12 protein-coding genes and 1 other annotated feature are annotated in these 12,870 nt (G+C 33.4%); of the genes, 6 read left to right on the forward strand and 6 right to left on the reverse strand.

All coding sequences use genetic code 11. The features are described from left to right. The first annotated feature begins 455 nt into the window (after positions 1-455). The 4 genes from BR65_RS09930 (at position 456) to BR65_RS09945 (ending at position 5,177) form a co-directional block, all read left to right on the forward strand. Positions 456-2,804, forward strand: a complete 2,349-nt coding sequence (locus tag BR65_RS09930; protein WP_023176553.1) for a helix-turn-helix domain-containing protein — start codon at positions 456-458, stop codon at positions 2,802-2,804. A gap of 65 nt (positions 2,805-2,869) precedes the next feature. Further along, positions 2,870-3,127, forward strand: coding sequence for a membrane protein insertion efficiency factor YidD (gene yidD, locus BR65_RS09935; RefSeq protein WP_034538041.1), 258 nt, complete (start codon positions 2,870-2,872; stop codon positions 3,125-3,127). Between the two features lie 272 nt (positions 3,128-3,399). Further along, a complete protein-coding gene (gene guaC / locus BR65_RS09940; RefSeq protein ID WP_034538042.1) occupies positions 3,400-4,374 on the forward strand; it encodes a GMP reductase in 975 nt (324 codons plus the stop codon). 152 nt (positions 4,375-4,526) lie between these two features. Further along, positions 4,527-5,177 (forward strand): SDR family oxidoreductase, encoded by a 651-nt coding sequence (locus BR65_RS09945; RefSeq protein WP_236620726.1) that lies wholly within the window; start codon positions 4,527-4,529, stop codon positions 5,175-5,177. Between the two features lie 151 nt (positions 5,178-5,328). Here the strand turns inward: BR65_RS09945 and BR65_RS09950 are convergent, their stop codons facing one another. After that, the gene (locus BR65_RS09950) at positions 5,329-6,477 is read right to left on the reverse strand and encodes a zinc-dependent alcohol dehydrogenase (RefSeq protein ID WP_023176560.1); all 1,149 of its coding nucleotides are present in this window, start codon (positions 6,475-6,477) and stop codon (positions 5,329-5,331) included. Between the two features lie 144 nt (positions 6,478-6,621). Next, positions 6,622-7,887, reverse strand: coding sequence for a tyrosine--tRNA ligase (gene tyrS / locus BR65_RS09955; protein WP_034538043.1), 1,266 nt, complete (start codon positions 7,885-7,887; stop codon positions 6,622-6,624). A gap of 66 nt (positions 7,888-7,953) precedes the next feature. Continuing rightward, positions 7,954-8,170, reverse strand: a binding site (T-box leader). Positions 8,171-8,415: 245 nt separating this feature from the next. On the opposite strand from tyrS, the gene BR65_RS09960 reads away from it, so the two are divergent. After that, positions 8,416-8,727 carry a hypothetical protein gene (locus tag BR65_RS09960; RefSeq protein ID WP_023176564.1) on the forward strand — a complete coding sequence of 104 codons (312 nt, stop codon included), beginning with the start codon at positions 8,416-8,418 and terminating at the stop codon, positions 8,725-8,727. A gap of 9 nt (positions 8,728-8,736) precedes the next feature. Continuing rightward, a complete protein-coding gene (locus tag BR65_RS09965) occupies positions 8,737-8,970 on the forward strand; it encodes a hypothetical protein (protein ID WP_023176566.1) in 234 nt (77 codons plus the stop codon). A gap of 261 nt (positions 8,971-9,231) precedes the next feature. Here the strand turns inward: BR65_RS09965 and BR65_RS09970 are convergent, their stop codons facing one another. From BR65_RS09970 to BR65_RS09990, 4 genes are all read right to left on the reverse strand, one after another. Continuing rightward, positions 9,232-10,401 carry a cation diffusion facilitator family transporter gene (locus BR65_RS09970; protein ID WP_034538044.1) on the reverse strand — a complete coding sequence of 390 codons (1,170 nt, stop codon included), beginning with the start codon at positions 10,399-10,401 and terminating at the stop codon, positions 9,232-9,234. 882 nt (positions 10,402-11,283) lie between these two features. Continuing rightward, positions 11,284-11,637: a hypothetical protein gene (locus tag BR65_RS09980; RefSeq protein WP_156098863.1), complete on the reverse strand. Its 354-nt coding sequence runs from the start codon at positions 11,635-11,637 to the stop codon at positions 11,284-11,286. Between the two features lie 180 nt (positions 11,638-11,817). Further along, entirely contained in the window at positions 11,818-12,075 is a 258-nt protein-coding gene (locus BR65_RS09985) for a hypothetical protein (RefSeq protein ID WP_023176575.1), read from the reverse strand. Positions 12,076-12,389: 314 nt separating this feature from the next. Further along, entirely contained in the window at positions 12,390-12,686 is a 297-nt protein-coding gene (locus BR65_RS09990; protein ID WP_023176576.1) for a hypothetical protein, read from the reverse strand. Positions 12,687-12,870: the final 184 nt, after the last annotated feature.

The following is a 12,870-nucleotide window of genomic DNA, read 5'->3' on the forward strand; positions in this document are numbered from 1 at the left end:
AAGCCTCCTTAAGAAGCTCAACGTGTTGTGAAAAGATGCTTTTCTGGTTTTTCCATTCTAAATTTAGTTAAAAAAGGGCACACTTCACCAATTTCAACTAAACAGCGGAAAATTCGGCACGGATAACATATAAAAAAGCTGTTTCTTTGTTTGTTATCACGTTCCAACCAGTAATTAACATCTTTTCACCTCCTCTGATTCTAATCAGATATTAATTGTAGTATACTATAAAAGTTCGTTTAGTAAAAGAATGAGTTAAATTGTCTATTAATTACAATTGATAAAAGTAGGATACCCATATACACTAGTAAAGAAAGTAGAAGGGAAGTTGCTAAAGCAAAACTATTTCCTACCGTCTCGTGAAATGAATAAAATATAAACTATTAAAGAATATGGAATTTGGCATTCGTTTAGAACTTAAATAGGGATAGTACGAAAAAGGAGAAGTAGAGAAGATGAAAAGGGAAAGTACAGCAGACTATGACATCAAAATGGAGAATGTTCGTTACTCCGCTCCTCAACGGTACTATGGTACAAGAATTTTATTTGTTATCAGAGGATCTGCGACTATTTCATTTGGAGGACGCAATTTTGAAATGGAAGAGAGCGATATTTTAGTTGTGAATCGTACAAACAATTATTCGGTTATGGGAAGTGAAGATAATTGCATCATCACGTTTAGTATTTCCAGTCAATTTTTTGTGACTCATTATAAAGAATACTTTCATTATAATTTTGTTTGTTTTTCTAAAGAATTAGATCCTGGACGTGAAGGTATGATAGCACAACTCAGACGTTGGGTAGCTGAAATCATGATTGCAGATTCTAGAAAAGAAGAAGGCAATACATTAGAAATCCGAAGCAATTTGTATCAAATTATGTTGCTGATGACTCGTTTTTTCAAAAAAGAAGCGCCCCATTGGAAAGGCGTAGATACCAGTGATGAACGAATTGCACGAATCATTCAATTAATTGAACAGCGATACGCAGAACCTCTAACGTTGTCTGAATTAGCAGAACATGAAAACTTATCTTCTTCCTATTTATCACGCTATTTCAAACAAATGACAGGTATGGGGTTTTTAAATTATTTAAATCAAGTCCGGTTAAAGCATAGTTTGGACGATTTGTTGTATACGTCAGACAACTTGTTTCAAATAGCTATGAAAAACGGTTTTTCAACCGCCAAAAACTATACAGTTGTTTTTAAATCAATTTATACTCAAACCCCAGCTCAATATCGAAAAGAACACCAACATGAACAGTTGGAACAGCATGAAGCGATAATAAATAAAGTTGAAGCACATACGGTTCTGGATTCTCCAGCTATTTTAGACCGACTAGCCAGTTATTTAGATGAAGGAATTGATCAAAGCTACACTATAGACGAGGAACACCTTGAAGAACGCAGAATTGTGTTGAACAGTGAGGATAATCAAGAACTAAAACATGAAAAACACATCATATTTATTGGTGAATTAAAGGAACTGTTAAATGAAAATGTAAAACGGCAATTGATTTTAGCCAAGCAACAAATGCGCGTAGACTTTGTAGGTATTCAAAAACTCTTTGAAGATACCATATCCTTAACTGAATCGGATGCAGTAGATGTCTCTATTAGTTCGCCTATATACGCTAATTCTGACATTGTTTTACAATTTTTAAAAGAACAAGGTATCTATATATTCTTGAAGTTAGAATACAAGCAAATTTGTCAAAATGAAGAGTATTCTATTAAGAAACTCGATCAATTCATTCAACATGCTCTTCAAGTCTTTGGACGTGATTTTGTAGAAAAATGGCAAATACTATTTTATAGTAAAGAAGAGTGCTCGATAGAGGCAGCAGAGTTAGAGCGAGTCTATTTAAGAGTTTGGCAAGTAATCAAAAATAAATCTGAGAAAATGAAAGTCGGAACTTTTTTCCCATTTGATGAACAAAAAGTTGAGCTTCCAGAAAACCAACAATGGCAAATCAAACACGCAGATAAAATTGAATTTATCGGGTATGAAGCAGATCAAAATGAAGTTATTAATTTTAATGATATCAATGTGGAAGAATTTTCTAAGAGTCATCGTTACATTACCAATAAAACGCGTAAAATTAAATCTTTTATAGAACAAAACCAAATGGACAGACCGATGTTCCTTATTAATTGGAATATCTTATCTGGAAATACTCACCATATCAATGGGAATTTTTTTAGGGGAGCGTTGATTCTAAAAAAAATCTTAGAATTAGAGAGTGAAGTAGCAGGAATTGGTTTCTGGATCAATAGTGAAATTCATGAACGTTTACAAGATTGTTCTAATAATTTAATTGACAGTTTAGATTTGTTTCATTTCTTTAATGAAAAAAGACCTACTTTTTATACAATGCGCTTTAAAGAAAAGTTAAGAGGAAAGGTCATTGCTCGAGGAATGGATTATATTATGACTGAAAACGAAGATGGCTACCAACTCATTATTTTTAATGAGCGACAATTTAGTCCACGTTATTCAATCGATGAACTATTTGTAAAAAATAGAAGCAAAGAATTGCATATTCATCTTAGAGGAATCAAACCAGGAAATTATCAGATTCGTACATTGAAGTTCGATCGGAATAATGGAGGGTTGTACTCTAAATGGTGGAACTTGAATAGCAAGTATGGCATTGATCATGAAATGATGGATCACATTGTTCAATCTCTTAGTCCAGCACTGGATATCAAAGATGAGTATTTAAATGAAGAATGGTCTTTTTATTCTTTATTGACAACTAATGCGATTCATTTTATTGAATTTCGTAAAGCAATCGAATAAACGAACAAGATTACTTTACAAAATCCAGACCGATAGCTATACTGTAAGTCGGTAGGAGGTAGACCATGAAAAAAGTAATTATTGCTAGTATTAAAGGCTATCAAAAAGGCATTTCTCCTCTGTTTCAGCCAAGTTGTCGGTATTATCCAACTTGTTCGCATTATGCTATTGAGGCTATTGAAAAACATGGGGCCCTCAAAGGAACTATAATGGGAACAGCTCGTATTTTAAGGTGCCATCCTTTCATTAAGGGAGGATATGATCCTGTCCCGAATCAGTTTACGTTAAGAAGAAATAGAGAAGTTAAAACAGTTAAAAAATAAGTGTTATAGGCTGACAAATTTAAGTTAATTTGTCAGCCTATTTTGTTGGATTAAGTTAGTTTTATCCAATTAAAGAAATTTTTCTGTTTTCTGAATATTTATTAAAAAAGAATCTAATAACTTTGACAAACGACTTAATATAGTGTAAATTGTCTTAGGGACGAAATATGAATAAATCATAAAGAAATAATGTTCGTGTTTTTGACTCCTTATATAAACAATCGAAAATAGCCTAAAAATTAGAGCCATAACAGAAAGAGGTTAAGGAAAAGATGAAAGTTTTTGACTATGAAGATGTCCAACTAATCCCTAATAAAAGTATCGTAAAAAGTAGAACTGAATGTGATACAACAATTGAATTTGGCGGTAGAAGATTTAATTTACCGGTTGTACCTGCCAATATGCAGACGGTTATTGATGAAACATTAGCTGTTTGGTTAGCCGAAAATAATTTTTTCTATGTTATGCACCGTTTTGATGAAGAAGATAGAATACCTTTTATTCAACGTATGACAGAAAAAGGCTTATACTCTTCAATCAGTGTTGGTGTAAAAGACGCAGAATATGACTTTATTGAAACACTAGTAAAAGAAAACTTAGTACCAGAATATATTACAATCGATATTGCTCATGGGCATTCTGATCTAGTGATCAACATGATTCACCATATCAAAAAATTCTTACCAGGAACATTTTTGATTGCAGGAAATGTTGGTACTCCGGAAGCTGTTCGCGAGTTAGAGAACGCTGGAGCGGATGCAACTAAAGTGGGTATTGGACCAGGAAAAGTATGTATCACAAAATTAAAAACCGGATTTGGTACTGGTGGCTGGCAATTAGCAGCTTTGCGTTTGTGTGCTAAGGCTGCAAGAAAACCATTGATTGCTGATGGCGGAGTTCGTGATCATGGAGATATCGCTAAATCGATCCGTTTTGGAGCATCTATGGTGATGATGGGTTCATTGTTCTCAGGACATGACCAATCTCCAGGAAAAACGATCGAAAAAGACGGTAAAATGTACAAAGAATATTTTGGTAGTGCTTCTGAATACCAAAAAGGCGAACACAAAAATGTCGAAGGCAAAAAGATCCTTGTAGAATACAAAGGTGACATCGCTGAGACATTATTGGAAATGAAACAAGATCTACAATCTTCTATCTCATATGCGGGTGGAAACGATGTAGAATCGATTCGCAAAGTGGATTACGTGATCGTTAAAAATTCAATTTTTAATGGTGACCGTTAAGCAAATTTTAAAAGATCCTGTAAAGGGTCTTTTTTTTTGTCGCTGAAAAAAAAGTTGTGTTTTATTAGTTCTTTTGAGTAAATGCAAATAGTTTGTATCCGTAAGTTTCTTTGTTACACTTAATAAGTAAACTGAAACGAAAGGAGCAAGAAATGATGAAAGTATTAGTAGTAGGTGCAAATGGACAAATCGGTAAAATGATCGTAGATAAACTGCACGAAAGCGACAAACACTCAGTACGGGCGATGGTTCGAAAACCAGAACAAGCCAATGCACTAGATATGAATGGTGTGGAAGCATGCTTAACAGATTTAGAAGGACCAATTGAAGCGATTCAAAATGCTCTTGAAGGTATGGATGCTGTCATTTTCTCTGCTGGTTCAGGCGGAAAAACAGGTTATGACAAAACAATGTCGATTGACTTAGATGGAGCAGTAAAAGTAATGGATGCAGCAAAAGAAGTTGGCGTAAATCGTTTTATTATTGTTAGTGCAATGAATTCAGATGATCGTGCAGCTTGGGATAATGAAGAAATGAAACCTTACAACATTGCCAAATATTATGCAGATCGTTGTTTGAAACAAAGCGGATTGACGTATACTATTTTGCGACCAGGAGCATTGAAAAATGATCCTGCTACAGGGAAAATTGAAGTTGCTGAAAACTTGCCAGGCGGAGCTATTTCTCGTGAAGACGTAGCAGAAGTGGCTGTTGCTAGTTTAGATAACGAAACGACTTTTAATAAAGAGTTTGATCTTTTAAATGGAGATTCACCGATTGATGAAGCTTTAAAAAATCTATAACTCTGGTTTATTAGTCAAACGGAAGTGTATTTGCTGCTCATTTAATCAATAATCCTAAATGAAAGTTCTTTTCACTTTGAATACGTGGGGTAGAAAGAGGACTAGAATACAAAATAAGAGGCTGGGGACAATTGTCCCCAGCCTCTTATTTCTATACCATACCTGGTTTTAAGATAACTTTAATATTTTGATCTGCTTTTTTGTCAAAAATATCATAAGCTTGTGCTGCTTGCTCAAGCGGCATCGTATGCGTAATGATATCTGTTGGATCGAAGAGATTTTTTTCGATCATATCATACAATTTTGGCATTAGGTGAATAACAGGAGCTTGCCCTGTTTTTAAAATAACATTTCGATTAAAGAAATCATTGATAGGGAAACTAGCAGATGGTGTCATGTAGACTCCCGTAACTTGAACCGTTCCGAACTTTTTAACACTTTCAGAAGCTGTAACAAGTGGGCTAATGGTTCCGCTTTGGACGCTGAGAAGAGTTTTAGCTTTCTCTTTAGCAGGAGCTACACCATCCATACCTACGCAGTCAATGACTACATCTGCTCCACCATTAGTCGTATCATAAAGGAATTTCCCAACTTCCGTAACATCTTTAAAATTAACGGTTTCGACATTATTTGTTTTGTGTGCATGGTCTAAACGGTGTTTCACATTATCAACCGCGATAACACGTTTAGCACCTTTCATCTTAGCGAATTTTTGAGCGAAAAGACCTACTGGACCAGAACCAAGAATAATAACAGTATCGCCTTCTTTAACACCGCTGCTTTCTACACTCCAGTAAGCAGTAGGGACAATATCAGATAAGAAAAGAACTTTTTCATCTGGCAAGTCATTTTCTGGGACTACGAAAGAAGTAAAATCAGCGAACGGCACGCGTAAGAACTCTGCTTGGCCTCCAGGATAATTCCCATGCATCTTACCAAATCCAAACAAGCCGCCATTATCAAAAGCAGGATTTGGGTTAGAGTTGTCGCATTGGCTTTCCATTTCGTGAGTACAAAAATGACATTCGCCACATCCAATGTTAAACGGAATAACGACTCGATCGCCTTTTTTGACCTTTTTAACACCAGGACCAACTTCTTCAACAATTCCCATTGGTTCATGACCCACTACATAATCTTCTTCCATTACAGGTTTTCCATTATGATACAAATGTAAATCAGATCCGCAAATCGCTGTTGCTGTAATGCGGACAATCATATCAGTAGGTTCTTGAATCGTTGGATCTGGAACATTTCGGACTTCCATTTTTTCATTTCCTTGCCATGTTACTGCACGCATAAAATCGCTCCTTTTATTTGTATTTATAAGGTGAATTTTAGCATTACAAATAAAGATAGTAAAATAATAACGCTTACTGCAACTAGTGAAGAAGATGAAAAAAGAGTTTTATTTGCCACTTTCAGCAAACAAAACTCTTTTCTTCTAAACTAACTTGATTAAGAAATATTTTTTCTTGCCTTTACGAATAAGGATAAAGCGTTCGTCAAATGAGTTTTCAGGTGTCACAATAGTTTCAACATCGGTAATTTTTTCACCATTCATGGATAAAGCACCATTTTTGATGTCTTCACGAGCTTGGCGTCTAGAAGGTTCGATGCCGACTACATCAACTAACCATTCAACAATGTTTCGCTCTTCTTTTGAAGCTTCAAAAGTAGGCATATTTTTAAAACCTTCTTCGATTTGATTAGCGGTCAAACTTTTTACGTCCCCGGAAAATAGAGCTGCAGTAATCTTTTCAGCATCTTTCAAAGCTTGTTCGCCATGAACGAATAGAGTCATTTCGCTGGCTAATGTTTTTTGTGCTTCGCGTTTGTGCGGCTCTATTGCTATCTTTTCAGCTAAAGCCTCAATTTCTTCTTTTGTTAAGAAAGTAAAATACTTCAAGTATTTGACCACATCACGGTCGTCTTGATTTAACCAGAATTGGTAAAATTCATAAGGAGTGGTTTTCTCTGCATCTAACCAGATAGCACCACCAGCAGTTTTCCCAAATTTAGTTCCATCCGCTTTTAACATCAACGGGATGGTCAGCCCATAAGCTTCAGCGTCAGAACCTTCTTGTTTACGGATGTATTCTAAACCAGCTGTAATATTGCCCCATTGATCTGCGCCACCAATTTGTAATTGAACATCTTCATGTTGGTACAAGTGTAAGAAATCGATAGATTGCAAAATTTGATAAGTAAATTCAGTAAATGAAATACCCGTTTCCAAACGACTGGCAACGATGTCTTTAGACAACATAGTATTTACGTTAAAACTTTTTCCGATATTACGCAAGAAATCTAATAAAGATATTTCTTTTGTCCAATCCAAATTGTTAACCATACGAATAGATTTTTCATTTTTACCAGCATCAAATAGTTTTTCCATTTGATGTGTTAATTTATCGACATTATTTTGAACTTGTTCGCTAGTCTGTAAAACACGTTCTTCAGATTTCCCACTTGGGTCACCAATTGAACCAGTTGCTCCACCAATAACGATGACGGGACGGTGGCCAGCTAACTGAAATCTTTTTAAAATCATAAAAGGAATCAAATGGCCAATATGCATGCTATCTCCAGTTGGATCAACTCCACAGTATAGACCTACTTCTTTTTGGTCAATCAATTTTTTTAAACCTGTTTCATCTGTTTGTTGATTAATGGCATCGCGCCATTCTAATTCATCAATAATATTCATTTTTCTCGCTCCTTATAAACTGTATTTTTTGCATAAAAAAAGCCCGATAAAAAGAAGCTATCTTTTTATCGGGACGAAATTTTCCGTGTTACCACCCAAATTGCAGTCTGTTTTTAACGCAAAACACGCTGCCACTCATTTACTGTTAACGTAGTAATACGCTTGAGGTTAATCAAGTTACTCCGGAGTGTACTTCACAAATTGGTTTGTGCCTATTTTCATCAACCACAGGCTTTCTATTGAACAGGGACCAAATGTTACTATGCTCTTTCATTGTAAGTTGTTATGAGATTGTCATTAGTATAGATGAAGTGAAGACAATTTGTCAATCTTGTTTTAAAAAATCTATAAAATTTTCAATCGATACAAAAGATTCTCGCCTTGGCCGACTATTATAGAACGACCGTTGTATTATCTTAAATATTGTTTAAGATTGCTTATATATTAAGGTTTTCTGTTGCAATGAACTCAGTATATTGGTTCAATAGGAATTGTAAACATATAAAAGATAAAGAGGAGGATAATGTAATGATGACACATTTTTTTGATTCATACTGGTGGATGTTTTCAGGCGTATTCGTCATAGCAAGTATTTTAATAACCTTAAATCTAGTAAAAGTAATCGGTTTTAGAAAAGAGTCTTCTTTAATGCTAAGGGTAATCGATTTGATCCTTTCGCTAGGCCTACTATTGCTTATGGTTTCAGCTAACTTTTTTTCGGGAGTTTTATACGATCAATTTAACCTAGCAACAGATAATATGCTGCTCGTCTTATCCTTTTATTCAGGAGTAGTCTTTTTAATCCAAATTTATTTCACGTTTAAACGTAATAATAAATAAGCATAATCTATGATGGCAAATAATTTAAAGAAAGCAGGAATCAAAATGGGCTTTTGGTATTTTCTCATACTCTTTGCAGGTATAGCTCTTATTGGAGCAGGTGCGGCTAAGAATGATGTTTCACGTTCGGTTAAGATTGTAGTGATGTTGTTTATTCTTGGTATTGTCTTTATTTTCATTTCGTTAGTGCTATTTATGCCAGGCAGTTCTGAGATCATTTCTCAACTGTTAGACAGGAATTAATAGGTCGAAAAATGGCATAGCTAATCCAATGTTTCAAGATATAAAAAGCATATACATTGCTAAAAATAAAACAACCTGATGATATTATTAATCGTCAGGTTGTTTTATTTAGAATCTCGTTATTTCTCATCTGTTCCAAACTCTTTTGAAATTAAATTTATAATAGTTGAAAATGTGTTTGTGCAAAATAGGATTGCTAATAATGTAATTTTTAAAATGAAATTAACCATATTTTTCATTTCTCTCCTTTATTTGTATCATCTACTTTTTCAATAAATAGTTCCTATCGAAAATAAGGTCAATCTCATATAACCCTATATGTTTGTTAATATCTTTTTCGATTTTGTCTAGAAGCTGTTCATTTGTTAGTTTAATGTCTTCTGGGACGACCACGTCGAATTGAATAATCGGGCGAGTCCCTTTTTTTTCAATACGAAAATCATGGAATTGCAGATTTAAGTTGTAGGATTTCAATAATTGTTTGACGAGTCTGTATACATTTGTTTGTTCTTCACTATGGATATCAATGGGATCCAAATGGCAGACTAAGTTAATTCCCAGTTCTGCTTTGAATTCTTTTTCAATGGCATTGATCACTACATGGGCTTGAGTAAGACTCCAACTGTCATCAATCTCAATATGGATAGTTGCAAATGTTTTCTCAGGACCATAACTATGGATCAACAAGTCGTGGTAGCCAATGATGGATTGGTGATTATCTAGATAAGCAATCATTTTTGTGAGTTCTTCCTCGCTTGGACGTTTTCCAAGTAAATCATTAATAAATTCGCTGAGCATTTGAATACCACTAAAGATAATATAAAAAGCAATTAGCAGTCCTGTATAACCATCAATCTGCCAGCCTGTTAGGTGTTCAACTGCAGCCGAGACTAATACAGCAACTGTTGTGTAAACATCATTAAAGCTGTCTTTTGCGCTAGCTAACAATGTTTTTGATCCGATATGTCGCGCGGTTTCCTGGTAAAAGTAACCTTGAACAACTTTGATACCTATTGATGACACTAAAATAATAAACATCAAGGGAGAGGTTTGTAAACTTTCTGGCTGCAAAATACGTTCAATCGATGTTCTTAAAAATTGACCACCGACAAACAGAATGATTAAAGAAATGATCATGCCTGTGATGTATTCTGAACGCTGATGACCATAGGGATGTTCTTTATCTGCTGGCTTAGCAGCTATCCGAAAGCCAATCAATGTTAAAACCGAAGAAGCTGAATCCGACAAGTTGTTCATCGCATCCGCTATAATAGAAACACTTCCTGAAAATAAGCCAATTAACAATTTCATTCCAAATAATAGGAAATTAGATAATAAGCCTATCTGCCCAGCTACTGTACCGAAAGCAGCTCGTGATTCTTTTCCCTTTTCTTTACTTCTTCGTTCAATCCATTCAAAAAAATAATTCACAAAGACCCTCCTAAAAACCAAACTTGAAAACAAAAAAATATAAACTGATAATTGCTGTGTCCATATATATTTTGCATAAACAAAAGTATAACAAATTATAACTTTTAGTAAACACATAAAAGTGGTTAGATGCGTAAATTATTTTTTTATAGGAATATCTTTATCTGTAACTTACTGAAGTATAACTAGCAAAATTGTAAGTTGTTTAAGTAAGTATCAAAAGCGACTTAATTAGTGGATAGTATAGTGCAAAAAAACGATGTAATAACCTCACTGATGTTAACCAATTCTACTAAAGAGAGCTTGAATCAATATGGTGAAATGTAGGATTGAGATACATTTAAATAAGCCAAAAACTAAAAGTAAAAAAAGAGTAATCATCAACTCAGGTACAAGTTGTTAGTCTTTTTTGTTCTACAAATATATTCAATACTTAATCGGAAAACAGTGGTATAGCAGGCGGTATCCCGGCTTCAGGTAGAAGATATAAGAAAATTGTAAAAAGAATTAATAGAAACGAGAATAATACTACAAAGTAAAGAGCAATATGTTTTCTCTTTGCAATAATTGATAAAATAGATAAAATAAGCCCCCCAGCGGATAGAAAAACACATATTGAAAATGCAAACCATATATTATATGCCCCTATTATGGTTAAGCTATTTGATGAGAATAGAACAATATAAGTTGATACAAAAATGATACTTAATGTTGAAAAAAACTTTGTGTTTTTCTTAAGCAATTATAACCCCTCCATTTCTCTTTTCCTAATTGCCTATTTAAATTATATCTCAAATAAATATCTGAAATTGCTTAAAAGTCTATCAAAATTTTGTTGAATTATATTTAATTTTTAAGTGCTTTTTTTTACTTATACCTATCTCAAGGAGCAAATCCATAATATAAAATTTCAAAAATAGGCTGTCCCAGTATTAAAATTCCAGCTAATGCACCTACATAAAAAATTATGAAGATTACTTTCAATAAGGGAAATTGATCTTGTGCTCCTATTTTTTTTATTCCATACCATGCAAAAATAACTAATTGAGGTATAAACAACACAAAATAGGAAGTAGTAACAAATGTGGAAAATTTCTCATATGCCTGAAACCCTACATTTTGGGTAGTCATTAAAAAAACCAATTTTTCAAACCAAAGAAAGAGAAATGAGAGTTGTAAAAGAGATGAAAAAATAGTAATGCTAAAAGAAATATATTTCTTTTCTTTTCTGACCAATAAATAAATACTTCCAATATAAACGATTCCAACTACGATAGCGTAAAATGGTTGCATTGCGAACAAGAATACCGCCTCTTTTCTTTATCTAAACAACATTAAATTTATCACAATATTTTAAACATACATTCTTAAAATTGTTTTATCTATGTAAGATTCATTATCGTTTCTAATTTTTAGTTACTGAACTTCTGCTTCGATAACTGTAATTTCACCGTCTGCAGAAACTTTACTTATACCTTTAGAACCATCTTTTTCATTTAACCAATCAATATAATACTCGCCATCTTTTTTTTCTGTAGAGATAATTTTAGCCGTTCCCATAATAGTACTATTTTGATCGATAATTGTTTGTTCTGCTTCTTCTTGAGAAGTATTGGAGCATCCCGCTATAAAAAACAAAATTAACGCACAAACTCCAAAGAAATAATTTTTCACGAAAACAAACTCCTTTCAAATTAATTTTATTATTTTGATACTTCTTTTTTATCTTATTTCTAAATTACTTAACAGATAGTTATAAACAACAGCATAAATTTAATAAAATAAATACTTGGTAACTGTCTGACAAGAGTAGACTCTTATCAAACATAAGATAAGTTTGGAAAGAAAGAGAAGAATATTTATATATTTTAAGAAAGAATTGCTTCTTTTTTTCCTTGAACAACCCAATAATCGGCAATACCGCCCATTTTAGACCAACTCCAACCAACGATAACGAGACCAATGGCAGCTGAAAATAGACAATCTAATCATTTTAAATCTATGATATCTCGCAAATCATCTAATTGAGAACTAGATATTTTACCTACTCTATCTTCTGAGCCTATCCCATTTATTACGGTCGATTCATTTCCATCCAACCATATACTAATAGGATGTGTAGATGTGCCTTCTTTGTAATGACGTATTTGCAATATGATATCTGCATACCCATCTGGCTTGTCTATTTCCTCTGTAAAATTAATTTTATCAAACCAATTTTCAAATTCTGCTATTTTTTCTTTATCTTTTATTTCTTCAGAAAATTCATAGCTTGATTCACTCATTTGGCTTCAAACCTGTAATGTTTTATCAGGCTTTATAACTTTCGGTAAGATTAATAATATCAATAATAAAATGCTAACAGTAAAAAATACTATTTCTTTTTGATAAAAAACAACCTTTCTTTTAATAGTTGAATTGTATTGTTTAGATTATATCAAACTCATCATTCTATGTCTGACTTTCTTT

The organism is Carnobacterium inhibens subsp. inhibens DSM 13024 (assembly GCF_000746825.1).
In the GTDB taxonomy this organism is placed as follows: Bacteria; Bacillota; Bacilli; order Lactobacillales; family Carnobacteriaceae; genus Carnobacterium_B; species Carnobacterium_B inhibens.